This window comes from Mesobacillus sp. S13 (assembly GCF_020422885.1).
In the GTDB taxonomy this organism is placed as follows: Bacteria; Bacillota; Bacilli; order Bacillales; family Cytobacillaceae; genus Mesobacillus; species Mesobacillus selenatarsenatis_A.
Genome location: NZ_CP084622.1, coordinates 2,503,620 through 2,529,470 on the forward strand (window position 1 = coordinate 2,503,620; position 25,851 = coordinate 2,529,470).

Annotated in this window: 27 protein-coding genes; 17 read left to right on the plus strand and 10 right to left on the minus strand. The window is 42.2% G+C overall.

What is annotated here, in order from left to right; all coding sequences use genetic code 11:
- The first annotated feature begins 7 nt into the window (after positions 1-7).
- The 7 genes from LGO15_RS12810 (at position 8) to coaW (ending at position 7,380) form a co-directional block, all read left to right on the plus strand.
- The gene (locus LGO15_RS12810) at positions 8-1,684 is read left to right on the plus strand and encodes a long-chain fatty acid--CoA ligase (protein ID WP_226087886.1); all 1,677 of its coding nucleotides are present in this window, start codon (positions 8-10) and stop codon (positions 1,682-1,684) included.
- Between the two features lie 44 nt (positions 1,685-1,728).
- A complete protein-coding gene (locus LGO15_RS12815) occupies positions 1,729-2,592 on the plus strand; it encodes a branched-chain amino acid ABC transporter permease (protein WP_192472044.1) in 864 nt (287 codons plus the stop codon).
- A complete protein-coding gene (locus LGO15_RS12820) occupies positions 2,592-3,617 on the plus strand; it encodes a branched-chain amino acid ABC transporter permease (protein ID WP_226084979.1) in 1,026 nt (341 codons plus the stop codon). Before LGO15_RS12815 ends, LGO15_RS12820 begins: the two co-directional genes overlap by 1 nt.
- 2 nt (positions 3,618-3,619) lie before the next feature.
- On the plus strand, positions 3,620-4,384 hold the full coding sequence (locus LGO15_RS12825) for an ABC transporter ATP-binding protein (protein ID WP_226084980.1): 765 nt from the start codon (positions 3,620-3,622) through the stop codon (positions 4,382-4,384).
- Positions 4,377-5,084, plus strand: coding sequence for an ABC transporter ATP-binding protein (locus tag LGO15_RS12830; protein ID WP_167830802.1), 708 nt, complete (start codon positions 4,377-4,379; stop codon positions 5,082-5,084). The genes LGO15_RS12825 and LGO15_RS12830 overlap by 8 nt, the downstream gene beginning before the upstream one ends.
- A gap of 89 nt (positions 5,085-5,173) precedes the next feature.
- Complete coding sequence (locus LGO15_RS12835; RefSeq protein WP_167830803.1) at positions 5,174-6,373, plus strand: ABC transporter substrate-binding protein; 1,200 nt, start codon at positions 5,174-5,176, stop codon at positions 6,371-6,373.
- 203 nt (positions 6,374-6,576) lie between these two features.
- Positions 6,577-7,380: a type II pantothenate kinase gene (coaW, locus tag LGO15_RS12840; RefSeq protein WP_226084981.1), complete on the plus strand. Its 804-nt coding sequence runs from the start codon at positions 6,577-6,579 to the stop codon at positions 7,378-7,380.
- 84 nt (positions 7,381-7,464) lie between these two features.
- Here the strand turns inward: coaW and LGO15_RS12845 are convergent, their stop codons facing one another.
- From LGO15_RS12845 to LGO15_RS12875, 7 genes are all read right to left on the minus strand, one after another.
- Positions 7,465-8,481: an LLM class flavin-dependent oxidoreductase gene (locus tag LGO15_RS12845; protein WP_226084982.1), complete on the minus strand. Its 1,017-nt coding sequence runs from the start codon at positions 8,479-8,481 to the stop codon at positions 7,465-7,467.
- 166 nt (positions 8,482-8,647) lie between these two features.
- Positions 8,648-9,382 (minus strand): exonuclease domain-containing protein, encoded by a 735-nt coding sequence (locus LGO15_RS12850; protein ID WP_167830805.1) that lies wholly within the window; start codon positions 9,380-9,382, stop codon positions 8,648-8,650.
- A 14-nt stretch (positions 9,383-9,396) separates the two neighbouring features.
- Positions 9,397-10,356 carry a DUF294 nucleotidyltransferase-like domain-containing protein gene (locus LGO15_RS12855; protein WP_226084983.1) on the minus strand — a complete coding sequence of 320 codons (960 nt, stop codon included), beginning with the start codon at positions 10,354-10,356 and terminating at the stop codon, positions 9,397-9,399.
- Between the two features lie 84 nt (positions 10,357-10,440).
- The gene (locus LGO15_RS12860) at positions 10,441-11,760 is read right to left on the minus strand and encodes an ammonium transporter (RefSeq protein WP_167830807.1); all 1,320 of its coding nucleotides are present in this window, start codon (positions 11,758-11,760) and stop codon (positions 10,441-10,443) included.
- Positions 11,761-11,896: 136 nt separating this feature from the next.
- On the minus strand, positions 11,897-12,235 hold the full coding sequence (locus LGO15_RS12865; protein ID WP_318999782.1) for a MerR family DNA-binding transcriptional regulator: 339 nt from the start codon (positions 12,233-12,235) through the stop codon (positions 11,897-11,899).
- A 64-nt stretch (positions 12,236-12,299) separates the two neighbouring features.
- Positions 12,300-12,446 (minus strand): Fur-regulated basic protein FbpA, encoded by a 147-nt coding sequence (gene fbpA, locus LGO15_RS12870; protein ID WP_318999783.1) that lies wholly within the window; start codon positions 12,444-12,446, stop codon positions 12,300-12,302.
- A gap of 13 nt (positions 12,447-12,459) precedes the next feature.
- Entirely contained in the window at positions 12,460-12,603 is a 144-nt protein-coding gene (locus LGO15_RS12875; protein WP_167830407.1) for a hypothetical protein, read from the minus strand.
- 160 nt (positions 12,604-12,763) lie between these two features.
- Here LGO15_RS12875 and LGO15_RS12880 point away from each other — a divergent pair, with 160 nt between their 5' ends.
- The 5 genes from LGO15_RS12880 to LGO15_RS12900 all read left to right on the plus strand — a co-directional run bounded on the left by LGO15_RS12880 (position 12,764) and on the right by LGO15_RS12900 (position 17,374).
- Complete coding sequence (locus LGO15_RS12880; protein ID WP_413231401.1) at positions 12,764-13,630, plus strand: dimethylarginine dimethylaminohydrolase family protein; 867 nt, start codon at positions 12,764-12,766, stop codon at positions 13,628-13,630.
- A gap of 465 nt (positions 13,631-14,095) precedes the next feature.
- Complete coding sequence (locus tag LGO15_RS12885; protein ID WP_167830809.1) at positions 14,096-15,556, plus strand: alanine/glycine:cation symporter family protein; 1,461 nt, start codon at positions 14,096-14,098, stop codon at positions 15,554-15,556.
- A gap of 121 nt (positions 15,557-15,677) precedes the next feature.
- Positions 15,678-16,592 (plus strand): CBASS cGAMP-activated phospholipase, encoded by a 915-nt coding sequence (locus LGO15_RS12890; protein WP_167830810.1) that lies wholly within the window; start codon positions 15,678-15,680, stop codon positions 16,590-16,592.
- A gap of 106 nt (positions 16,593-16,698) precedes the next feature.
- Complete coding sequence (locus tag LGO15_RS12895) at positions 16,699-16,968, plus strand: DUF1292 domain-containing protein (protein WP_167830811.1); 270 nt, start codon at positions 16,699-16,701, stop codon at positions 16,966-16,968.
- A gap of 136 nt (positions 16,969-17,104) precedes the next feature.
- Positions 17,105-17,374, plus strand: coding sequence for a hypothetical protein (locus LGO15_RS12900; protein ID WP_167830812.1), 270 nt, complete (start codon positions 17,105-17,107; stop codon positions 17,372-17,374).
- A gap of 201 nt (positions 17,375-17,575) precedes the next feature.
- Here LGO15_RS12900 and LGO15_RS12905 read toward each other — a convergent pair whose 3' ends face one another.
- Both LGO15_RS12905 and LGO15_RS12910 read right to left on the minus strand, forming a co-directional pair.
- Positions 17,576-19,636, minus strand: coding sequence for a metallophosphoesterase family protein (locus LGO15_RS12905; RefSeq protein ID WP_226084984.1), 2,061 nt, complete (start codon positions 19,634-19,636; stop codon positions 17,576-17,578).
- A gap of 116 nt (positions 19,637-19,752) precedes the next feature.
- Positions 19,753-20,901, minus strand: coding sequence for a glycoside hydrolase family 18 protein (locus tag LGO15_RS12910; RefSeq protein WP_226084985.1), 1,149 nt, complete (start codon positions 20,899-20,901; stop codon positions 19,753-19,755).
- Between the two features lie 155 nt (positions 20,902-21,056).
- On the opposite strand from LGO15_RS12910, the gene LGO15_RS12915 reads away from it, so the two are divergent.
- The 4 genes from LGO15_RS12915 (at position 21,057) to LGO15_RS12930 (ending at position 24,085) form a co-directional block, all read left to right on the plus strand.
- Positions 21,057-21,848, plus strand: coding sequence for an alpha/beta fold hydrolase (locus tag LGO15_RS12915; protein WP_226084986.1), 792 nt, complete (start codon positions 21,057-21,059; stop codon positions 21,846-21,848).
- Positions 21,849-21,938: 90 nt separating this feature from the next.
- Positions 21,939-22,223, plus strand: a complete 285-nt coding sequence (locus LGO15_RS12920; RefSeq protein WP_226084987.1) for a DUF3219 family protein — start codon at positions 21,939-21,941, stop codon at positions 22,221-22,223.
- 3 nt (positions 22,224-22,226) lie between these two features.
- Entirely contained in the window at positions 22,227-23,219 is a 993-nt protein-coding gene (locus tag LGO15_RS12925) for an LLM class flavin-dependent oxidoreductase (protein ID WP_226084988.1), read from the plus strand.
- A gap of 149 nt (positions 23,220-23,368) precedes the next feature.
- Positions 23,369-24,085 carry a YebC/PmpR family DNA-binding transcriptional regulator gene (locus tag LGO15_RS12930; protein ID WP_167830818.1) on the plus strand — a complete coding sequence of 239 codons (717 nt, stop codon included), beginning with the start codon at positions 23,369-23,371 and terminating at the stop codon, positions 24,083-24,085.
- A 77-nt stretch (positions 24,086-24,162) separates the two neighbouring features.
- Here LGO15_RS12930 and LGO15_RS12935 read toward each other — a convergent pair whose 3' ends face one another.
- Positions 24,163-24,489, minus strand: a complete 327-nt coding sequence (locus tag LGO15_RS12935; RefSeq protein ID WP_167830819.1) for an Mpo1-like protein — start codon at positions 24,487-24,489, stop codon at positions 24,163-24,165.
- Between the two features lie 270 nt (positions 24,490-24,759).
- Between LGO15_RS12935 and LGO15_RS12940 the strand changes: the two genes are divergently transcribed.
- On the plus strand, positions 24,760-25,809 hold the full coding sequence (locus LGO15_RS12940) for a mechanosensitive ion channel family protein (RefSeq protein ID WP_226084989.1): 1,050 nt from the start codon (positions 24,760-24,762) through the stop codon (positions 25,807-25,809).
- The last annotated feature ends 42 nt before the right edge of the window (positions 25,810-25,851 follow it).

Consider the following 25,851-nt stretch of genomic DNA (forward strand, 5'->3'; position numbering starts at 1 on the left):
ATGGATGATGCCTAATCTTCATTTAGAACATTGGCCTAAAATATCTAAGTCACTAAAATTGCCTGAAACCTCACTCTATGAAAATTTGAAAGTCAGTGCTGACCGATATCCAGACCAGAGCGCGATTTACTATTATGGAAATACAATTTCCTATAAGGAGCTTGATAAAGAGGTCAACGCGCTTGCAGGATTCCTCCAGCAGAAGCTGGGTGTTGCTAAAGGGGAAAGAGTTCTGTTGTTCATGCAAAATTCACCACAGTTTGTGATTGGATTCTATGCCATTTCAAGAGCAGACGCAGTTGTGGTCCCGATCAACCCGATGCTGACCGCAGAAGAACTAAGCTTTTATATCAAGGATTGTGAAATTAATACTGCGCTGGTTGGCCAGGAGCTTTATGGCAAGGTTGAGCCGCTTATAGAAACAACTCCATTAAAAAATGTGGTAGTTGCCGCTTATTCAGATTATATAGGGAATCGTTTTAACGGAACAGTACCTCCGGAGGCAGAGGCAAAAAGAAAGATTTACGAACAGCCGGGACATTTCCTCTGGAAGGAAACCATTGCGGCAAAGCATGAACCCAGAAAGCATACGACCAGCGCAGGTGACCTTGTTGTGCTGCCCTATACTTCTGGAACAACGGGACTGCCAAAAGGCTGCATGCATACGAACCGAACTGTCCAGGCGAATACAATCGGCGCCTACCACTGGTCGAGTTCTACCACCAGTGCGGTTCATTTAACGACGCTGCCATTGTTCCATGTGACCGGAATGGTCCACAGCATGCATATGCCGATTTATTCAGGCAGCACAATGGTGCTCATGACAAGATGGAACCGCGAGGCAGCCGTTGAATTGATTCAATCGCAAGGGTGCACGCACTGGGTGGCGATTGCAACAATGATCGTTGACTTCCTTGCAAACCCCAAACTGAAAAAAGAGGATATCGCAACGTTAACCTCGATTTCAGGCGGCGGCGCAGCGCTCCCTGAGGCAGTTGGAGAAAAACTGTACAAACTTTCTGGCCTGAGGTTTGTGGAAGGCTACGGACTTTCAGAAACAATTGCCCAGACCCACTTCAACCCGCCTGATAGGCCAAAAATGCAATGCCTTGGAATCCCGTCTTTTGATGTTGATGCAAGAATCATTGAACCTTCAACCGGAAAAGAACTGGGTGCAGGAGAAATTGGCGAAATCATAGTGAATGGTCCGCAGGTAATGGTTGGTTATTACAACAGGGAAGATGAAAACAGGAATTCATTCATTGACATAGACGGCAAAAAGTTTTTCAGGACAGGTGACATAGGCCGTTTCGATGAAGAGGGATACTACTTCATGGTCGACCGCGTCAAAAGGATGATCAATGCTTCCGGTTACAAGGTATGGCCAACGGAAGTGGAATCGTATCTCTACAAACATCGGGCAATACAGCAGGCGGTGGTCGTTGGTATTCCAGATCCAAAAAGAGGGGAATCCGTGAAGGCCTTCGTGATTCTGAATGAGGGGTATGAGGGGGAAATAAGCGAAGAAGAAATAATAGAATGGTCCAAACAGCATATGGCGGCCTACAAATATCCAAGGGAGATTGAGTTCAGGACACAGTTTCCTATGACAAGCAGCGGAAAGATATTATGGCGGAAACTACAGGAGGAAGAACGGGAAAAGGCTGAAAAACAGGTGAGGTAATACCACTCCTTCGCGGCAGCTATTAAAATTCAAGGAGGATTTTAATGGAGATTTTGGTTCAGCAGTTGTTCAATGGGCTTACCATAGGAAGTGTTTATGCACTTGTTGCCCTTGGACTTACTCTAGTTTACGGTATCCTTCATATCCCAAATTTCGCTCACGGTGCTTTGTATATGATGGGTGGTTACATCACCTTGATGATGATGGTGCAGTACGGCCTTCATTATTGGCTGGCTATCCTGGTTTCTGTCATTGTTGTTGGTCTTATTGGCGTGCTGATGGAACGATTGGTCTTTTACCCATTGCGGCATGCACCGCCAATACACGACAAAATTGCGGCAATTGGAATTCTATTGTTTCTGGAAGCCTTTGCCCAGTATGTCTGGGGAGCCGATTATCAAACAATGCCGACACCATATGGCCAGGTCATTCAATTATTCGGTTTGACCTTTACTATGCAAAGATTACTGATCATCATTGCAGCGATTGCCGTGATGGTTCTGCTTTACCTTTTCCTGAAAAAGACATATACAGGAGCATCGATCATCGCCATGTCACAGGACCGGGACGGCGCTAACCTTGTCGGAATAAATACCAACCGGGTCGCGATGCTGACGTTCCTGATTTCCGGAGGGCTTGCTGCGATTGCTAGCTCTCTGGCTGCACCTATCAATCTGGTTTTTCCAGGCATGGGACAGCTGGTGATTTTAAAAGCATTTGTCATCATCATTCTCGGCGGCATGGGCAGCATTCCAGGAGCCATCATCGGCGGATATATTTTAGGGTTCAGCGAAAGCCTTGGTGCCACGTATATTTCTAACGATTATAAAGATATTATCGCGTTCATCCTGCTGGTGATCATTCTATCAGTAAAACCAACAGGTCTCTTTGCAAAGGGGGGACACTAGTGGCAAAAATCATCAATAAACGGACTATCATTCTGGCACTCGTGATATTTGCCATCGTCTTTCCATTGGTGACTCAAAATGACTATTTCATCCATGTAATGACTCTCTCTTTCATCTGGATGATTGGAGTTTATGGTCTTAACCTATTGGCCGGATATACTGGATATCTATCATTGGCACATGCTGGATTCTTTGCGGTTGGTGCGTATTCCTTAGGTCTTTTAACAGTAAAAGCACAAATGAACTTCTGGCTGGCTTTTGCGCTCGCCTTGATTATCACAAGCGTACTTGGATTATTGATTGGCCTGATTGCGCTCAGGACAAAAGAACACTTCTTTGCCATTTATACTCTATGTGTAGGGTATATCCTTTATCTCGTCATCGATAAGTGGGACAGCTTAACAGAGGGCGTCCGGGGACTTATTGGAATTCCGGCACCTGCCAATATCGGACCGATTTCCTTTGAAACACCTTTATCACAATATTACTTGGTCCTCGTTATCCTGCTCGCTGTGATCATGATTGTCTACCGGATCGTGAATTCTTTGACAGGAAGGACTTATATCGCCATTCGCAATAGTGAGGACCTGGCACAGACAATCGGTATTTCTACGATGAAAAATAAACTCGAAGTCTTCGTACTTTCAACTTTCTTTGCCGGATTGTCAGGAGCTCTCTACGCCTCTTTCATCCGCTTCATAGGGCCTGATATAGGGAACATTGTCATCACGTTTGATTTGCTGACTTACCTGCTGATTGGGGGGATCGGTACACTTTCTGGTCCAATCGTGGGGACTGTTTTGGTCGTATGGATTTCACAGCAGCTGCAATTTCTCCAGGATTACCGCATGCTTATTTTCGGACCGATCCTTACCCTGCTAGTGATCTTTTACCCACGGGGCATCGCAGGTTCGATTGCTGAGTGGAAAGGAAAACGAGCAGAGAAAAAGCTTGCCAAAGACCAGCAGGATAAACGCTTCTCACAAAGTCCAATCGCAGCAGACAATCAGGTAAAGGAGGGATAAGGATGTTCCTTGAAACGAAGAATTTAACGAAGAAATTTGGCGGTTTGACAGCAGTTAACAATGTTGATTTCTCCATTGAAAAGGGTAAAATCAATGCCATCATCGGACCTAATGGCGCCGGCAAGTCAACGTTTTTCAATTTAATCAGCGGCTTCCATCCTCCAAGCTCAGGCACTATTATCCTAAAAGGGCAAGATATCACCAAAATGCCTCCTAATAAAATTGCTGAATTGGGAGTCGCACGCACCTTTCAGACTACGAATCTGTTTGAGCAGTCAACAGTGCTTGACAATGTGTTCGTCGGGCATAGATTAAGGACGAAATCAAATTTGCTGGATGCTGTTTTGAGGTCAAAGAGGTTGAAAAGAGAAGAAGAAAAATGCCGAGAAAAAGCGCTCGAAGTGATAAAGTTCACCGGATTAGAAAAGGTTGCCGGCAAGTTGGTGGGCAGCCTGACTCAGGAAGAGAAAAAACGGACGGCTTTTGCTCTGGCCCTTGCGACGGAACCGGAAATTGTTTTTCTTGATGAGCCTGCAGCAGGTGTCAATCCTGATGAGACAGAAGGTTTGGCTCAATTAATGAAGAAAATGGTGGATAAAGGGATTACTGTATGCCTGATTGAACACAAAATGCAAATGATTATGAAACTAGCAGACAAAATTATGGTTCTCAACTATGGAGAGAAAATCGCAGAGGGCACTCCTGAAGAAATCAGGAATGATCCCAATGTCATTAAGGCTTATCTGGGAGGGAGCGCAAGTGCTTAAACTGCAGGACGTTTCGGTAAAATACGGAAGCTTTACTGCTATTCATAACGTCAGTCTTGAAGTTAACCCCGGACAAATTGTTGTTTTGCTAGGGGCGAATGGAGCTGGAAAAAGTACAATATTCAAGACGATCAGCGGGCTGAACAAAGCGTCTTCTGGGAGTATTGAATTCGAAAGCGAATCCCTTAACAAACGCTCTCCCGATAAAATTGTCCAGTCAGGCATTGTCCAGTGTGCTGAAGGGCGTAAACTATTCCCTTCAATGACAGTAGAAGAGAACTTGAAGATGGGAGCCTATGTCCATAGAAAGCACAAGAAAGGGATAAAAGAATCGCTAAAGCATGTATACGAGCTTTTCCCTATTTTACAAGAAAAGCAGGATGATATGGCTGGTTCACTGAGCGGGGGCCAGCAGCAAATGCTTGCGATTGGAAGAGCACTCATGGCTAAACCAAAGCTGATGTTGCTCGATGAACCTTCAATCGGGCTTGCACCATTGATTGTGGAACAAATGTTTGAAGTGATCAAGAAAATCAATCGCGAGGGTACCACAATTCTCCTTGCTGAACAAAATGCCAATGCTGCCTTGAAAATTGCGGATAAAGGATATGTATTTGAAAATGGGGCGGTTGTGCTCGAAGGAACTTCAGAGGAACTGTTCGCGAATGATGAAATTAAGAAGGCTTATATCGGTGCTTAGAACAACTTCTGTCTTTAGGGAGGTGGTTGTGAAGCGGTATGAACAAATATTTCTGAATATTAGGAAAATAAAACTAAGGGGGAAAGCAAATGAAGAAATCTAAACTGTTTTTGATTTTAAGTGTAATGTTTGCTTTGATTTTCAGCCTTGCCGCTTGCAACAACTCTGAAAAAACAGATTCTGGAGGAACTGATACTGAAGCTGGGTCAGGAGAAGGGTCAATTAATATTGGTTATACAGGACCGTTAAGCGGACCTGCAGCCTTTTATGGAGAAAGGACATTGAACGGTGTCCAGATGGCCGCAGAGGAAATCAACAATGCCGGCGGGATTGAAGTGAATGGCAAGAAGTATAAATTTAACATCGTCTCCCTGGACGATAAATACTTGCCAAACGAAGCTGGAGCGAACGCCAAAAGGCTGATGCAGGAAAACAAGACACCGATTATTTTCACACCGCATAGCGGCGGAGTGGCTGCTTTACAAGTGTTCAACCAGCAGGATAAATTCATTATCGGCGCCTATACCAGTGAACCTAAAGTTACTGAAGGCGGCAATAAATTAACAGTCAGAATCCCTCCTCGTTATGATGGCTATCTTGAGCCATTCACAAATTATTCAATGGAGAAATTCGGCAAGAAAATCGCTTTCCTTCCTACTGCGTCCCAGTACGGTAAAGACTGGGCAGAAAAGCTGCAGCCTCACTGGGAAAAAGCAGGCGGGAAAGTCGTGTATAACTCTTCGATCGACTTTGCGAAAGATACCGATTTCTTTACGATCATAACGAATGCCCTGAAGGAGAAGCCTGATGTATTATTTATCGGGGGACCGTCCGAGCCAACGGCAAAAGTTGCCAAACAAGCAAGAGAACTTGGCTTCAAAGGCGGTTTCATTGTCATGGACCAGGCAAAGTTCGACGAAATGAAGAAGGTTACCGGGAGCTATGATGTTCTAAATGGAGCGATTGGTGTCATGCCCCTTGTTGATTCAGACAGTCCAGGAATTCCAGAATTCGTCAAGAATTATCGTGAGAAATATAATGAAGACCCAGGTTCTGAAGCTGGCTTGAATTATATCGCCATGTATGTTTTTGCAGAGGCAATAAAAGCCGCAGGATCTGTAGATGACCCTGAAAAAATCATGGCACATATGCAGGATGGCCTGGATAATCTTCCAGAAGACAAGAAGGTATATGTCATACCAAAGATTGACCCGAACGGCGGATTTGAAGGCGAGCTGATCGTTGCAGCAATTGAGGATGGGAAGGTCGTGCCAATCAAGGTTGATTAATGGGTGTATAGGGCTATGCATAGGTGCCCAACTGTTCTTAGCTGCTGATTCCTTTTGGAAAAGGTACACAAATCCTTGCTTATAGACATACAAAGCGGCAGTTAAAATAACTGCCGCTGTTTTCATTGCTTTCAAGTTTTCCAAAGACTTAAAATAGAAGATAGGATCTAACTTGATTGATAGTCATGAAAGGAGGAGACTTCGTGAATAATAGAGTCGGCATTGATGCTGGAGGGTCCTTAATAAAAATTGCTTATGAGGAAAATGGCATTCTGCATTATCGAAAACAACCGATCAGTGAAATGGACGAAGCATTAGGATGGCTGAAACTAATTTCTTCAAACAAATCCATTTTCCTGACAGGAGGTCGAGCTGGAAAAATCAAAGCAAAACTTTTTCCGGAATCAGAGATTGTCGATGAATTTTCATCCGCATGTGAAGGTGCGAACTACCTGATGAGGAAGGAAGGGCTGCCTGCTGCAGAAAATTCCTTGCTCATTAATATTGGTACAGGAACTTCGTGGTTTAAAATCGAAGGGGAAGAATATAACCGGGTCCTTGGCAGTGGAATAGGCGGAGGGACTTTTATGGGGATGGGAAGGCTTTTAGCAGATTCCAGTGATTTCGCTAATCTGGTTCATATGTCAGCCTCAGGACAAAGGGGAAATGTTGACCTGCTGGTGAAAGATCTCTATCATCCGGAAGAACCTCCGATACCTGGCGACCTGACTGCAAGCAACTTCGCCAAAACAGAAGCAATCAATGCAAGCTCCCGAGCCGACAAGATGGCTTCCTTTATGAATTTGATGGCAGAGACCATCACACTACTGACCGTACAAACTGCTGCATTACATGGAATCAAGAATGTCATTTTCATAGGTAGTACGCTGGCAGGCAATAAACCATTGCAAGACAGCCTGGATTACTATTGTAAAATGTCTGGCCTGGAACCAATCTTTTTGCAAAACGGGGAATTCAGCGGGGCAATCGGGGCTATGCTCAGATGATTTGAGACATTTTTAAAAAAGGATCATAGAAAGAGGAGCATCTAGCTTTATTAGATTCTCCTCTTTTTATGATGAAGTTATTTACTACCCTTTAAAAATCTCAGAAACGATTTCGAAAGATTTCAATCTGGCTTTATGGTCAAATATTTGTGCGTTGATGATCATTTCATCCGCCTGTGTTTCTTCCAGGAATTCCTGTAGTTTGATTTTGATCGTTTCAGGGCTGCCGACAATGGAAGAACCGATACGGCTGCCAAGTAGCATTTTTTCATACTCGCTCAGCTGATCTTCCATATTTTTGACAGGGGGCAGCAGAGGACTTGGATTATTCCTGAACAGGTTTAGGAACTGCTGCTGCATAGAGGTTGCCAGGAATTCCGCTTCTTCATCCGTTTCCGCAGCAATCACGTTGACGCCGACCATTGCGTATGGCTTTTGCAAAACATCTGAAGGCTGGAAGTTTCTGCGGTAAAGCTTTAATGCACCTAATGTATTTTCCGGTGAAAAATGGCTGGCGAATGAAAATGGCAAACCCAGTTGTCCCGCAAGCTGTGCACTGTAGCCGCTTGAGCCCAATAACCAGATTGGTATATTCAATCCTTCACCTGGAATCGCCCTGACACTGCGATATTGTGAATCCAGTTCCGGATTGAAATAGGCTCTAAGTTCATCCAATTGCTCCGGGAAGTCCTGGCCATCACTTCGACGTTCCCGCCTTAAAGCATAGGCCGTCACCTGGTCAGTCCCTGGAGCGCGTCCGAGACCAAGATCAATGCGTCCCGGGAAAAGAGATTCAAGGGTCCCGAATTGTTCAGCGATGACAAGAGGAGCATGATTAGGGAGCATGATCCCTCCGGAGCCAACTCTGATGGAGCTCGTTCCCGCTGCGACATGGCCGATCACAACGGACGTTGCAGAACTTGCGATGCCTGGCATGTTATGGTGCTCTGCTAACCAATAGCGGTTATAACCCCATTTTTCTGCATGCTGGGCAAGGTCAAGGGTGTTCTTAAAAGCATCTGTTGCTGTGCTGCCTTCTAGAATCGGAGCCAAGTCGAGCACGGAGTATTTTATATCGTTTAAACGTTTGTTGTCGGTCATTTTTCATCTTCCTTCATTGAATAATAGTAACTGCCAGGGTTAGCATTTTTACTATTCCCAGCGATTATACCATTCAATAGTAACAATTATCTTTCGGTAATCAAAATAAAATGTTTGAGATAATAGAAATGAGGACATGGGGTGGGGAAGGATGCGAGGAACAAGCTTATCTCTTTAAAGATAGGTATTCATAAACCTCGCGCAAATTTTTGTAGCCTTGCTCCCGGGCTTTTTTAATATAGAAAGCCCATAGCTTCGCTGCCATTTTGGCATCCGCCAATGCATGATGCCTATCTTTCACTTCAATCCCGCACTCATGGCAAATTTGTTCCAAAGGCAGGGAATTGACAACAGGCTGGAAAATCCTTATTAAAAATGAAGTATCAATCACCCTGTGTTCAAAATTCAACCGCAAATGGCTGCCTGTGAATTTCTTCATAAAGGCTTGCTCATGTCTTGCATGGTGAGCTACAAGGACTGAGCTGCCTATGAAACTTAAAAATTCCATCAGGGCTTGTGAAGTTTTCGGGGCAGTCAAAAGCTCTTCCTCAGTAATAGAAGTCAGGCTCAGGACATCAGGCGGTACTGGAATTTCAGGGTTGATTAATGAATAGAAGAACTCATTTTCAAGTATTGTGGAACCAATAACTTTTACAGCTCCTATAGAGATGATCCTATCGCCTTTTTCAGGATAAAAGCCTGTTGTTTCAAGATCAAATACAATGACCTGCAATTCCTCCAACGGACAGTCGAGGCTAGTTCCTTCCTTCATTTCTTTTTGCAGCTGTCTTAAAAACGACATTTGTTGTGGATTTGAGTGCGTTGGCATACCGGCATAGATGTTCGATCCGAGCTTCCCGGTCATTTGCCGAAAGAAACGAATCATATCATTCATCCCCATAATATTCACATCCTTTAAACCAGCTTTTTGACATGTTCATAAAACTGTTCACCTACTTTAATGATCTCTTTTAATGCTTTCTTTTCATCTTTAGAAAGTTTATTGATATTAACGTAGTGTCCGGAGTCATAATCCCTATGACTTCCATGTTTCAGGCGATAGTCAAGCAATGCAGAGAAGTTATTGCTGTACAAAGCTTTTTCTTGATGTGTCATCAAGTCGTCGGATAAAAGGCTGATACGGAAGAGAGTCGGAGTTTCTTTTATCCCTTCTGAAAATGACAACAACCTTGCAGCATTTACAAAAGGGAAAAACGCTGTCTCCTTTAGATTAATAGATCCCGTATAGGTGCCATGAGTTTCTGCAAGCAGCTGGCCAAGTACTCCGATCCCTTTTTTAAGAAACATTGTGTTATGAAGCATTCTTAACAGTAATTGTTCTCTTTTAACTTCTTCAAAGGCTTTTTCTTTCAACCTTCTTAACAGACCAGCTTCACCGTGGATAGACCTGGCATCGGCAAAAATAAGCAAATATCGAATTGACTCCCATGTAGCTTCACCAGCCCAAACTCCAAGTTGATTCTCCCAATCCTTCAGCGATTTACACCACAATGCATTGCTTGCCATGACACCGCCGGAACATTTTTTATAGCCAGCCAGCTCTAATCCTTCGGAAATCTCTTTACCTAACTTTAAAAAGTATTCCTTTGCTTCATCGGTGTTCATCGTGAAAACCAGTCCGTGGTCCTGGTCACTCCAAATAGATTGCTCCATCCTTCCAGCACTTCCCATGACGAAGAAGGAAAATGGGGAAGGGGGATTCCCATATTGCTTTGTCAATTTGCTGACAGCAGCAGAGATGACTTGATCATAAATAAAGTCATGGAAATGATTTAATTGTTCATTATTAAAAGAAGCTTCAGTCAGTCCTTTAACTCTTAGAGCGTTTATATTAGTATAGTCAACGAAGTTCATAATTCGGACGTCCTCCTTTCTCCATTCATCAAAAGAGGGCTGGCCCCAATAGGGACCGCCGCTCCATATAACAGACTTAATAATCTAATTGACAGAAGGTTGCTGTGAATTTAAGGGGATGTTGGATGTTGAAGTGACATCCATTGAAACCTTAGCTGCTGCTTCCTTATTGACCAATTCTGGATACCCATAGCTCCCATGTTCACTAATATCCAGGCCAATGATTTCTTCTTCTTCTGTTACCCGCAAGCCCTTCATTGTTACCTTCATAATCGATAAGATGATATAAGATACTGCGAAAGCGAAAGCTCCTGAGGCGAAAACTCCCAGCGCCTGCACTCCTAGCTGTTCAAAACCGCCGCCATAGAACAAACCTGGATTTCCAACTGTGGCTAGTTCAGGTGTCGCAAAGAATCCTGTGGAAAGAGTTCCCCAAACACCAGCCGTACCATGTACAGATAGCGCAAAGATAGGATCATCTATCTTCCTGCTTTCAAAGAAGCGAATACTATAGAAAACAAGGATGCCGGCGATCAATCCGATCAGGACCGCTGCCCAAGTATCAACAAAAGCACAAGAGGCCGTAATGGCCACGAGTCCTGCCAGTGCTCCGTTCAGCATCATTGGAACATCCGCTTTGCCTAAAACAATCCAGGAGATGAGCATGGCTGCAACAGTACCGGCAGCTGCTGCAAGATTCGTGTTGAGCGCAACAAATCCAAAAAATGCTCCATCAACAGAAACGGTGCTTCCTGCATTAAATCCAAACCAGCCAACCCATAGTAACAATACGCTCAATGCTGTGAAGACCTGGTTGTGACCTTCGATATTATTAGCTGAACCGTCTTTATTGAATTTACCAATCCGCGGCTTCAGAAGAATGGTTGCTGCTAGTGCTGCCATTGCTCCAGTGAGATGGACAACAGTCGAGCCAGCAAAATCCTGTTTTCCATGTTCTGCAAGCCAGCCACCGCCCCAAATCCAGTGGGCGATGAACGGATAAACCAATACTGAGAACAGGAGTGCAAAAACAAGATAGACAGATAATTTTGCCCTCTCAGCAAATCCGCCAAAAGCAATCGTTAAAGAGATTCCCGCAAATGCCAGTTGGAATAGAAAGAAGACAGCACCTGAAAGTCCTAACCCCTCAATATCATAGCCTGAATAAAAAAAGTTTGAGAATCCAAGAATTGAGTTGCCTTCTCCAAAGATAAGTCCATAACCTACAGCCCAGAAAACAATTGATGAAATTCCAAATGTCAAAATCGTTTTTCCAGCAATGTGGCCAGCGTTCTTCATTCGGGTTGATCCTGTTTCAAGCAGGATGAAGCCACCAATCATCAAAATAACTAAAACAGCGGAGATCATTACCCATAGGCTATTCATTAAAAATACCGTATCCATTTTTTTCGTCCCCTTTCAAATTGTGAATGTAGTTTGTATTCTCGCATGGATTTTTATTTCAATCTACGTTTATGTAAGAAAACCTAACACGAATTCTGGACATAAGAAAAAACCTCCAATAATGAAGGTCTTCAGTTTAGTATTTTCGAACGCCGAATCTTGCGTTCAATTGTCCTTGTATCATTTTCTTATGATCTTCGTCTTTATGTCGCTTCTTTTCTTTAATCATTTCCTGCCGGATCTCATAAGTCTGTACACCATCTTCGATTTTGTTGGCAATCTCCACTAATTGTTCAACGTCTAAGAATGAATATCTTCTGCTTCCGCCAGGAGTACGGTCGGGGAAAACCAATTTCCTTTCTTCATAATATCGTATCTGTCGTTCTGAAAGACCGGTCAACTCACTGACAATACCAATGGTAATTACTTTCTTTTCTTTGTAGGAGGAGGGGTCTGCAGCCAATTCATTCACCACACTTTATTCACTTTTAATATTATATGTTATATTTTCTCACATGGTATATCAATTTGTAAATTGGCTAAAACCTATTTATTAAATTTTTCAGTTCCGTTAATGTTAGCTTTCTTAATTCTTCTTCGCTTTCATTTGTCATATTTGATTTAATCAGATGCTGGATATAATGGTCTTTAAGCTTTTCCACGGCAGTACGCAAATGCAAGGACACAGTGAATCACTCCTTAATAAGTTTCATTCTGGGCAGTACGTAACAGTTCAAGAGCGTGCTTTCCATGCCTTTTCAAAAGTTCTTCATACAATTCATCACGAAAAAGATCGACCAAGATAATCAATTGAGCTAATTCCATTCCATTCCGACTTTTCATATTCATCTCCTCAATATTGAAACATTTTTTCAAGCTTAATGATTTTCTGGAATAAAGTCAGCGACTTCGTAAGGATATCTGACAGGTTTTTTTTGAGTAAAGTAATGTTTAAAGTGTAATCCGGAAAACCTATAATGATTTGTTCAAAGGAGGAATGATGATGGAACAAAATATGCAGCCCGAAAATAGAGGGTATGTCATAAATGAATATGACGTACTTAAGAAAGTCATTCTTTGTCAGCCACAGTATATGACAATCCGCGAAGTAATAAATGAAACCCAGAAACATTTCAAGGATGAAGGCATACATATAGAAGTTGCCTTGGAACAGCATAATGAATTTGTGAACACATTGAAAAATCATGGGGTAGAGGTCATCCTGCTTCCATACCACAAAAAATATCCGGAGCAAGTGTTTACGAGGGATATCGGATTCACACTTGGCCAAACCATATTTGTGGCGGATATGGCAAGCGATGTACGTAAAGGTGAGGAAGACGTCCTGAAACAATGGCTCGAGGATGACGGAATATCATACTATAATTTAATCGGGGACCATATAGAAGGCGGGGATGTTGTCATTGATCAAGACACTGTATATGTCGGGCTGAGTAACCGGACCAACCAACAAGCGGCAGACCACCTTCAAGGACTGCTTCCGACCTTTGAAGTGAAATCCGTCCCATTTAAAGCGGAGTATCTGCACCTTGACTGTGTTTTCAATGTCGTTTCCCCTGAAGTTGCACTAATCTATCGACCTGCACTGACAGACGAGGATATTAAAATGTTCAGCTCGAAATATGAATTGATCGATGTTAGCGAGGAAGAACAATTCACACTTGGAACGAATGTGCTTGGTATCGGGAACAAGAAAATACTGAGCTTGCCTGTGAATAATGGCGTTAATGAACAGCTAAGAAGTAAAGGATTTGATGTCATTGAAGTGGATATAACGGAAATCATCAAATCTGGCGGATCCTTCAGATGCTGCACACTTCCAATTATGCGTGAAAGAAGTGTTCAATAATATTTATTCAACTTGTTAAAACACTAACACTGAAAGAGTGGGAGATAATTTTCTCTCGCTTTTTCGTGTGTTTTTTAAGGAGATTGCGTGCCACTTATGACAGCTTCGAGGGAAACCAGTCCAAACTAGTCTGAACCCAGGGCAACTTCAGACAACTTCTCAGGTAAACAACGAAAAGCTGTCTGAAGTAGAGCGTTTTTTTGACAACTTTTAGAGAAAACAGCACAAACTTGTCTGAAGACAGGCAACCTTCAAAGAGTTTTACCTGAGAATCGAATCCCGACAGAACCAGAGCAAGTCGGATTAGTCAAATCACAAAAATAGCAGAGTAAACCCCACGAGCAATTGTTTTCACACAGCTTAATAAATTGTTTACTGTTAAATATCACATTTTGATTGTCCTTTGGGTTAAATTATCTTATAATTCAAAATAGCAAGAAATTATTTTGATAAAGGGGGATTCATTTGGAAGCTTTCATTTCTTGGCTCAATGGGATTCTTTGGAGCAACCCGGTCATTTATATCATTCTTGGAATCGGTTTGCTCTTCTCGATCCTGACACGATTTTTGCAAGTCAGATTACTTAAAGACATGGTATTACTTATGTTCAAAGGAAGAAGTTCCGATGCGGGTGTTTCATCTTTTCAGGCCTTATCTATTGCTTTATCCGGCCGTGTAGGAACTGGTAACATTGCAGGTACTGCCACTGCGATCGCAATGGGTGGTCCTGGTGCTGTATTCTGGATGTGGACGATTGCGTTCATCGGCGCAGGAAGCGCTTTTGTTGAATCAACCTTGGCGCAGATTTACAAGGTTAAACAAGATGGACTTTATCGAGGCGGTCCAGCTTACTACATTGAAAAAGGACTTGGTATCAAGTGGTTCGCTATTGCCTTTGCTGTGGCTGCTTTGCTGGCAATGTCACTTTTGATGCCAGGGATTCAGTCCAACTCTATAGCACTTGGTCTTGAGAACGCTTTTGGCGTTAGCAAAACGGTGACAGGATTTGTTGTAATTGCATTATTGGCTTTAATCATTTTCGGTGGTGTTAAAAGGATTGCGACTGTTGCTCAATATACAGTACCATTCATGGCCGTAGGATACATCCTTGTTGCTCTTATCATCATTGGAATGAATATCTCAGAAGTTCCTGCGGTGTTCAGTTTAATCTTCAAAAGTGCATTCGGTGCTGACTCAATGTTTGGCGGTATTCTTGGAAGCGCGATTGCTTGGGGTGTAAAACGCGGAATTTATTCCAATGAAGCAGGACAGGGAACAGGACCTCACGCAGCTGCTGCTGCTGAAGTATCACACCCTGCTAAGCAAGGTCTAGTTCAGGCATTCTCAGTTTACATCGATACTTTATTCGTTTGTTCCGCTACAGCATTCATGATCCTCTTCACTGGAATGTTCAACACTGTTGGCGCTGATGGAGCATTCATCGTCGAAAACCTTCAGGGAGTGGAAGCCGGTCCTGGTTATACACAGGCTGCAGTTGATGCGGTTCTTCCTGGATTCGGAGCAGAATTCGTTGCTGTCGCACTATTCTTCTTCGCTTTCACAACCATCATGGCATACTATTATATGGCTGAAACGAATATCGCCTATCTTCTCAGGGGAAGAAATGGCAAAGTTCCAATGCTCATCCTAAAAGTGGTCATCCTCGGAGCAACTTTCTACGGAGCGGTGAAAGAGGCGTCACTCGCTTGGGCTCTTGGTGACGCTGGACTGGGATTGATGGTATGGCTCAACCTGATTGCCATTGTACTTCTTGCAAAACCGGCATTGATTGCTTTGAAGGATTATGAGGAACAGAGAAAGCAAGGTATCGATCCGGTCTTCAATTCCAAAAAGCTTGGTATCAAGAACGCTGAGTACTGGGAAGAGGAATATTCCTTCAACCATGAGAAAGAAAAAGTATCATAATATTATCATTCTAGAAGAGCTGCCTTCACGATGGCAGTTCTTTTTTGTTTGATGAGTTTGATTATATTGTTATGACGGAATGGGAAGAATGATAGCAGCAAGGACGAACCGGGGGAATTTCATGAAAATGCTATGCATTGACGGTGGGGGAATAAGGGGCATTTTCCCAATTGCCATCCTTCAAAATATAGAAGAAGAGTTTGGGAAGCCTGTTGGCGAACTTTTTGATGTGATCTCAGGGACAAGTACAGGTGCAATCATCGCGGCTTCAGCTGCCCTGAATACTTCAATGCAAGAGGTGATGGGTAGGTACGAGACCTACGGAGAGAAGATCTTTTTAAGGAAATCAAAAATCGGCCTCTTCAAAAGTGTCTATAGTGACAGTTATTTACGTCGGCTATTAAAACAGGCCTTCAAGGATATCACTCTCGCTCAAATTGAAAAACCTTTATTGATACCAGCTGTTGATATAACCCATGGAAAACCCTATGTCCATCGATCAGACTTTGGACACTCTTCCGAAAAAGAGTTATCAATAAACTTGTGGGATGCCGTCCTATCGTCCTGTTCAGCACCCATCTACTTCCCGCCAAACAATGTAAACAATCAATATCTTTCGATAGATGGGGGATTATGGGCCAATAACCCTTCATTGGTTTGTGTAACTGAAGCCTTGCATCATTTTAAAATTGGTCTCAATGACATTCAGATTATGTCAATTGGGACAGGCCAACAGAAGATCGATTTTACAATGGAGGAGGAACGACACTGGGGAATCCGCCAGTGGCTCCCGTTCCAATTTCCTTCATTGAAGGTTACGCCAAAGTTATTGGATCTGGCAATGGACTTGTCCTCTGAATCCGTTTCTTATCACTGCAGGCTTTTGCTAGGGAATCATTACTTCCGCATTAATTCAGAGTTATCGGAAGAAGTACCGTTTGACGATTTTACAAGTATGGCAAAATTAAAGGAGCTAGGGCACAAAGTTTTTAATGATAATAAAAAGGATATAGATGCATTTTTATCACAAAAATAAATATGCGTTAGACCGGCATTATCAGTCAATTTAACTTAGTCTTAAAAAGAATGTGGTTTAGTTGTAATTGGATAAAAGTTTTTTTAAACGACAGGAGGGCATTTCCATGGAAAAACTTGAAGTTGGCGAAGTATTCACAATAAGTGATGAAAATGATGCAGAGCAAGAGGTAGAGGTTATTGGGACAGTGACTATAGAAGGCACTGACTATGCAGCAGTAAGCTTCGTGGATGATCTGCAAACGGAAACAGATGAAGATATCGATATCTTTTTCTTAAAAGTGGATGAGGATGGAGATTTAGCAGCCATTGAGTCTGATGAAGAATTCGAAAAAGTTTCTTCTGCGTTTGATGAAATGATGAATGAAGAAGAGTAATGCACAGGAGAAAGGTTAATCCTTTCTCTTTTTTTGGTATTATTGATTATAGGCAAGCAGGTTTACGTAAAAATGTTGTAAATAGAAGGAAATCAAACGAGTTTGTCGAATTGTTTTTTGGAAGGAGTTGATTCCATTGGATAGCGTCATCCTTGTCACCTTTAAAATTAAAGGAATTCCCATACCTATCAAAATAGCATCTACTAACGAACCCACCAGGGAGCAAATACTGAAGAAAATTACTGACTTGGCGAATGGATATGACTTATCTGGCGAAATCCAATTCAAGAAGCTCCTTAAAGAAAACGGCCATAAAATGTTTATCTACGAAATCGGCGATAAAAAATGCATGGTGCTCGTAGAAAAGCTCGAGAAGATTAAAGAGTTTGAAGAGATTGATTCTTAGTCCAGATCCTCTTTGTATTTATAATTTCTTATTTAAAAAACCCAGAGGCATAAGCCCTGGGTTATTTTACGTCAAAGTATGATTTAGGTGCAGCTTTTGATAAGGATCATATATTGAAAAAAATTCAAAGTCCCATTGTCGATTGGATTAGGTATCGATTTAATAGGTGCAACAGAAGATGATAACTCTACGGTCAACTAATTATTCAATACTTTCGCTATAATCCATTGTCATAAGCAAGGTATTTTCCAGGCTGCTTTTTTCGGTCTTCAGGTAACCGATAGAATTTTTTGTTTCGGCAATGTTTCCATCTTCAAAAGAATTATAATTTATATTTTCTTCCCACAAAAGTTGTTCGTCCTGTTTTTCATCATTTTTACCAAGAGCAAGAACCAACGATTCGCCACAGCTGCGGTAAAGGGACTGTTCTCGACGTTTGCGGGCGTTGAGCCAAAGAACCGACTTCATTAAGACTCCCCATAATCCGGTAAAGCTCTCATTATGGATAGGGCTGCTTGTAAATTGGTAGAATGATTGTTTTTCGCCGGAATGGAACAGGACATCCGATTTAACGGATGAGGAGAAGTGGACATCTCCGGACAGCAATATAGAGTACGATGGGTCCCAGGAAACGACTTGTGATATAAAAGCATGAAAGCCTTTGCCATTATATTTCCAGCCATCAAAATCAAAAGAAGTCTGGACGGGGAAACCCAAAACTTTGAAGGGATATACGTACTTGTGGAGAAAGGATTCAATTAATCCCATCCCATAAAAGGGAGTGGGAGAAACGATATTCAGCGGCGTTTTTCTTTTCCAGCCGCTCTGCAATAATTTTTGGCTTATATCTTTCCAGCCTGCTTCGCTGATCAATAGAGGTGTACGTGTTGTTTCTTCAATCACGCTGCCGAGTTTAACACCCTCCGGTCTCGGGTCGAACTCCCGCTGGGTCCTTGTATCCAGGAAAACGGTTTTTGGAATGGTTGGTGCAATGAAATGCCAGGAATGAAAGTCCCATAGATGATTCAAACCATTCATATAGCCATCTGAATCATTGCTGGATGAAATAAAGTTTTTAACTTGCTTTAAAAATTCACTGTCAAAGTTTTCGGGTTCATTGCCCCAGCCCTGGAATAGCCAGTAGGCAGCAAGTCCGTTACCGATGATATGCTTCCCTAAAGCGGAATCTCTTACAGCAGAAGTCCACTTATTGGATATGTTCCAATCATCGGTCAGGTCGTGATCATCAAAGATCATATAGGTTGGCGTGTTTGCCATTAAGCGTCTTGCAGCAGACAGTGAGACAACAAAGTCCCTGACATGATCCATCTGCTCCTCGTACCTTGATTCCAGCCTGGATAATTCCTTTTTTCTCTTTTTTTCACAATCCATTTTGAGGTGGAGTTTATCCCTTTCTTTTATCTGTTGAAAAGAAAGGAGAAGCTCCTTCTCATGGATATAATCCCAGACTTCGGGGCTCCAGCTGAACATATACATTGCCGCATATTCACCAAAAGAAATCAAATGGTTATCACCTTTCCTTGTTGAAAAATTGGCGAGATGTTCAATCAAGAATTGCCTTCCATTCACCTTGTCCAGCCGGGGAATTAAATTTTCTGGGATCAGTTCATTCAATTTATCCCTTTCGCAGTTTCCGACCAAATCCTTTCCAAGTTCAGTCATGATCGGAAGGAGAGGATCTGCAACATCATCAGCATAAATTTGGTCTCCCATTAAAAATAGAGCATTGGGTCTTTCTGTAAGATCCAGGTGATTGTTTTCAACCAGTACATCTGCTGCAAAAAGAGCGTCATCTCCATGGCCATGGGGCTTTCGGCAAGAGCCATAAAGCAAGTTATCAGGTTCGCTTTCATGGTTGATAGTAAACGAAGGATACTTAAGATTTCCGTATACGATTGAGCGGGGATTTTCAGGATTCAGCAGGTTATAACTGCCTAGGGTACGGACTTGTCGCCCTTTTTTAAGAATCAAATCATAACCGAGGAGAGTGCAAGGAGGAAATTGAGAAAGATCAGGGGAAATCTTAAGCAAATAGATATATAGATTATCGCCCGCTTTAAAGGTGTTTGCCTCAGTGTGTGTACGTAAAGGTATATATTGATACTTTTCGTCACTACTAGACTCGATCTGGAATATTTGAGCATCGATTTCAACCTTAGAGCTTAATGCGATCCAAATATATACGGAAGAAGGTTCGACCCTCCTAATAATTGGACCGGATAAAATTGCCGGTAATTTCATTCATTTGTTCACCACCGTAAAGTTCTTTACTGCTAACTTATTCATGCAATAACTAAACGGTGTCCTACAGAACCATGGACTATAAAGAAAAGGAAGCCAATTGCGGCTTCCTCGATTTATTTCCTCGTATAGTAACGTGTATTTTCTTGTTTCTTTAGTTCTCCTGCAATTAAGGCTGTAGCACTATGCTTCCCTTTTGCGTCCAATCCCGCTTCCCAAAGCATCATTCCGCCCAGTTTTTGAGAGAGAGCAAGATCGGTTTTCTTTATCAATGTGGAATGGCCATTATAATGGTATGTCGTTCCATTCAACACAACCTGATCCTTACTGGCATTATCGGGGTGATGATTGATGAGAGCTTCGAATGAAACCTGTTTGACCGAAGGGTTTTCAGGCTGAGCATAGAGAGGCACTCCCAGGGTCAGCTTTTCTCTCGAGTATCCTTGCTTGTCGAATAGCGCCGTCCAGTAGGCTACTATATTAGCAGAATAAGAGTAAGGTGATAGATTGGCTGCATTATACTCTCCGTCCCATTGGCCGTCATATGCCATCAAATTGACATGGTCAAAGTACTTGAACATGGATGGCTCAAATACTACTGAATGGATTTCTGTCCCTGTTACGCTATGGACCTTGGCGTTTACCGCTATAGACAGTTCTTTCCCTTTAGGCGTCAACTGTTCACTTAACTCTTTAGCAAATTCAGCCAGATAGCGGGCATCTTCTTGTGAGCGCGGGTGCTCGAAATCGATGTCGACTCCATGAAGCTTTTCTTTCTCTGTAAAACTCACAAGCTCGTGAACTAGTTTATTTCTTGAGGCAGGGCTTGAGATAGCTGCCTTAAAATAGTCATAAGATTCTCCGCCATTTATATGATACCAGCCACCGATGGCCAAAATGACCTTGGTATCATATTGTTGCGCATTAGCAACAACTGCCCTTAAATTTTTGACGGCATGATCACCATTCATCAGCATGCTGCCATCCTTGTTTGGATGGGCAAACGAAAAAATCACATGTGTCAAGTTGTCGTAATCAATATCGTCAGGATTCCTGAAATCCTGGACATAGCCTATTAACACCTTGGATTCTTGTTCTTTCAACTTCGGTTCTTTTTTGAAACCAGGAACTTTGATTGAATGTGCAGCTTGAGCACTGCTTGCTACCGGATTGTTTTTTTGAGAATTTGAATATATTGTTCCAGATATAAAGCCCCCAATGAAGGTGAATATGACAATCAACAGAGGCAGGAAAGTTTTTTTCATTAAAAGATCCTCCCGAGTTTATTCAACCTCAAAATTGTAACAGAGAAAACACCTCTATAGCTGTGGAAAAATCAGCCTATATATACAAGTGATAGATTAATAAATGAGTATGGAGGGAATATAATAACTATACTTAATGATGGGAGCAGATCGCTATGGACTTAAAAAGAGCAAGGATTGGGAATATTGAAGTAAGCTATTATGATGAAGGCAAAGGAAAACCGATGATCCTTATACATGGTTTTGCGGGGAGCAAGGAATATTGGGATAAAATCATTCCACAATTGGCAACCGAAAACAGGGTCATTGCAATCGATTTGCCTGGACACGGAGAGTCCGGCATGAGCAAGGATCGATATGCAATTGAAGACATGGCAGGAACAATCAAGGAATTCCTGGATCATTTAGAGGTTAATAAAGTAACCATGTTCGGCCATTCTCTTGGCGGGTATATCACACTGGCCTTTGCAGAGGCATACCCTCAATATTTAAACGGGTTTTCTTTGGTGCATTCGACGGCAAATCCAGATTCGGAGGAAGCAAAGGAAGCCAGGGAAACCAATGCAAAGAAAATCCAGGAAGAAGGAGCAGAGTCATTCATCGATGGACTTTCAAAGAAGCTTTTTTCTCCTGAAAATACAGAAGTGAATGCAAAGGAAATCGACGAGACTGTCAACATCGGGTTGAAGACGAGTGAGAAGGGACTTGTCAGCGCCTTGCTGGCAATGAAGAACCGCCCCGACCGAAACCATGTGTTGAAGGAGACTAATCTTCCCGTACTCCTGATAGCAGGCGAACAGGACCAAATCATCCCCCCAGAAAAAACATTCACTGTATCGACGGAAAAGGTAAAGGAGAAGGTCATCCAAAATGCTGGCCATATGAGCATGTATGAACAGCCTGAAGAACTTGTTAAGGTAATGAAGGATTTTCTAGCAGAAATATAATGATCCGCCTGTCCCACTTAGGACAGGATTTTTTTTAGGCCATTCATAAATGATAGAATGGAATGAAGCTTGTTAAAGGAGTGGACTAATTTGGTTGATACAATTTTATTAGATGGACATCCCATCGTAATCCTTAAATATAACGCGGACACGATAAGTGGGCTTGATCTCATCTCAGTGGAGTTTACCGTGAAAAGTGAGGAGTATCATCAAGTAACGACATTATTGTATGCAGGAGAATTCCATGTACAGGTCCCGGCTGAGGATAAAGCATTTAGAGGGAAAATCATTGAGTATTCAACATCCATGACCAACCTGTATAAAAGCGGGCAGGTTGGAACCTTCAAACTAGTTTTAAGGGAAGTAGAGGAGTAAGCCATGAGATTAAGCATACTTGATCAGGCTCCTATCTCAGCAGGCCAGACAGCAAGAGAAGCTCTGGAACAATCCGTATTGCTTGCGCAGACTGCTGAAAGTCTGGGTTATACGCGTTTCTGGATGGCAGAGCACCATGATATACCTGGCCTGGCATGTCCAGCACCTGAAGTGATGCTCCCTTATATTGGTGCAAAGACAAACAAGATCCGGCTTGGATCTGGCGCTGTTTTGCTTCCACACTATAAACCATACAAAGTCGCGGAGCTTTTTAATTTACTTGCCACATTGTTTCCGGACAGGATCGATATTGGTATCGGCCGTGCACCAGGGGGGTCTGCTGAAGTGACCAATGCTTTGTCAGACAACTTCCTGCAAAATGTTTGGAAACTGCCCGAATCATTGAAGGACTTGCTCCATTTCATCAGCAACAATCACCCTGAAAACAGTGAACACGCTAAAATAAATGCTGCACCCTTACCCGATGTCCGTCCAGAACCCTGGCTTCTTGGGACGAGCAAAAAAAGTGCTTTGCTAGCGGCTGAATATGGTATGGCTTATGCGTTCGGGTTGTTTATGAGCGATAAGGACCCACAGGACATATTACAAGCTTACTATGAGTCATTCAAACCAGGAAGTACCCCATCTCCGCAAACCATTTTGTGTGTTTCGGCAATATGCGCTGATACTTCTGAACAAGCAGAAGAAATCGCCTTAAGTTCTCTAATTTGGAGCATACAGCAGGGAAGTGGAGAAGGTCCATCCGGCATACCTTCTATTAAAACCGCTAAGGAATTCAAGTTATCTGGAGAAGCATATGAAACACTAGAAAACATGAAGCAAAAAATGCTCATAGGAGATCCTAAGCAAGTAAAAGAGAGATTGCTTGAATTATATAAGAAATATAAACCTGATGAATTTATGATATTGTCTATCACACATGCACCAGAGGACCGAATAAAATCTTATGAACTGATAGCGGAAGAATTACTTTAGATGGTGAGGGGGACAATCCTTTGCTGGCTTGATGTTTACTAACCTCTTAACAAATCTTTCATTTAAGGTATAATATTATCTGTGAGCAGCAGCTGCATCATGTTGAAATTATGCAGTTATCTGATATAAGTTGAAAGAGAGTGGAAAATATGGGTCGTAAATGGAACAACATTAAAGAGAAGAAGGCGTCCAAGGACGCAAATACAAGCAGGGTTTATTCAAAATTCGCGCTTGAGATTTATGTTGCAGCCAGACAAGGAGAGCCAAATCCAGAATCCAACCAGGCACTGAAGTTCGTCCTTGAAAGAGCGAAGACATATAATGTACCAAGAGTCATTATTGATCGCGCAATCGAAAAAGCCAAGGGCGGCGGTGAAGAAAGTTATGATGAGCTTCGATACGAAGGCTTTGGTCCTAATGGTTCAATGGTGATTGTTGATGCACTTACAAACAATGTAAACCGTACAGCTTCAAATGTTCGCGCGGCCTTTGGAAAGAACGGCGGCAACATGGGAGTAGCTGGTTCCGTTTCTTATATGTTCGACAAAACTGCGGTAATCGGTTTTGAAGGTAAATCAGCTGATGAGGCGCTCGAAATATTGATGGAAGCGGATGTTGATGCACGCGATATCCTTGAAGAAGACGATTCCATCATTATTTATGGCGAACCTGAACAATTCCACGCTATCCAAGAAGCGTTCAGGAATGCTGGAATCACCGACTTTACTGTTGCTGAACTGACCATGCTGCCTCAAAATGAAATTAATCTTGACGAAGAATCACAGGCTCAATTCGAGAAGTTGGTTGATGCCCTGGAAGATTTAGAGGATGTCCAGCAGGTCTACCATAATGTTGATTTAGCTTAAATAAACTTTACAAAAACAAACCCATTCTACATTGGAATGGGTTTGTTTTTAGTTTTTGATATTCAGGAATAATACCTTTATGCGGCCAATTTATATTTGGCCAGTTCCTTGTCCAATTTACCTAATAGGATTAAACGGTACATGCGGAAATCTGCACGGAGTGACCAGACTGGGTGCCCGAATGTAGCTGGCTTGTTGCCTTCAATAAAGAAATGGCTAAACCATGCGAACGCGTAAGCAGTAACTGGCGCCAGCAATACCAACCAGAAGTTCAAAGTGATCAATGCAGAGATTATAAATACGAAAACGAAACTGGTACCGACAAAATGCCATCCTCTTGTAGAACGTTTACTATGCTGCGATAAATAGAAAGGCCAGAATTCTTCATAATCTTTAAACTCCATTTTCAACCTCCTAATATTATTTACTATATATTTCTATGTGTAAGTAGAAATTCCTCTAAATTCACCTAGACACAGATTTCTTATAATAAGAAAGGCTAAATTTCTTAACGCCTATTACACCATAACTTGGTTGTCTTACACTCTGCATAGCGACCATATATCTTGTACGGTTGCGTATTCCTGAAATTGCTTCACGCTTTCCAACCTCAGACGTTTAACCCTCTTGTTTTACAGGAATAGACTCATATATTGAGATTGCAGGTGGTACACATGGTAGATACATTTATTCGGGACATTTCGCGCGGGGAAATAATTAGACTGGCGATATTTTTAGTGATAATAATAATAGGAAATTGGCTGATCAAGAAGATCGCTAAGTATTCGGCAGCAAAAAATTCGAGATTTTTTCAAAGGGCACTACCCATCATAGATTCCCTTGCGGATTGGGTAACTTTTTATGGAATCATCATTTTGCTTCTTTTAACTTTTTCGAAGACAAAGTGGTTATTTTACCCGCTATATACACATGGGGAAGTGGATGTAACAGTCTTGCTGATTGTCATAGCCTTCCTGATCGTGTCACTTGCGCACAGGCTTATTAAACTATTGAATAAGTATATATTATCTTCTGTCTATGAGTATTATGGAGTGGACAGGGGATTAGGGTATACGTTCAATCAAATCATTTATTATACTGTTATGTTTGCAGCCCTAGCTGTCAGCTTGACAAGTGTAGGGATTAATCTCACAGCTATCGGGGCAGTTTTTGGTGTTCTAGGTATTGGTATTGGTTTCGGAATGAGGAATGTTGCCGGTAACTTTGTATCAGGTATCATTATATTGTTTGAAAGGCCGATTGAGGTAGGAGAAATCATCCAAATCAATAACACAGTCGGCCGGGTTGAGAATATCCGCTTGAGATCCACAATTATCCGGACGGCAAAAGAGGGGACATTGATTGTTCCGAATCAGTATTTTATCGAGCAGATCGTCAAGAATCGAACTAGTGCTAGGATGATGGCCCAGGTGAAGGTAAGCGTCGCTTTTGGGACAGATACACATCTAGTACAGGCATTGCTTGAACAAGCAGTCAATGAAATCAAGGAAAACGAAGAGGGAGTCCTTGATTACCCGGAGCCAGATATCCGTTTTATCGATTTTAATAGCAAGGCAATGGAGTTCCTTATTGAAATACCTGTCGTAAACTTTGAGATCAAAGAAAAGATTGAAAGTAAATTAAGACATATGGTCGCGATAATTTTTGTTGAAAAAAATATTCAACTGCCGGCTATTACCCTCCAAGTTAGTGACACGAATTGAACTGTGTGCGTTAATGCAATGAGCCACATAGTGTAAAAAAGA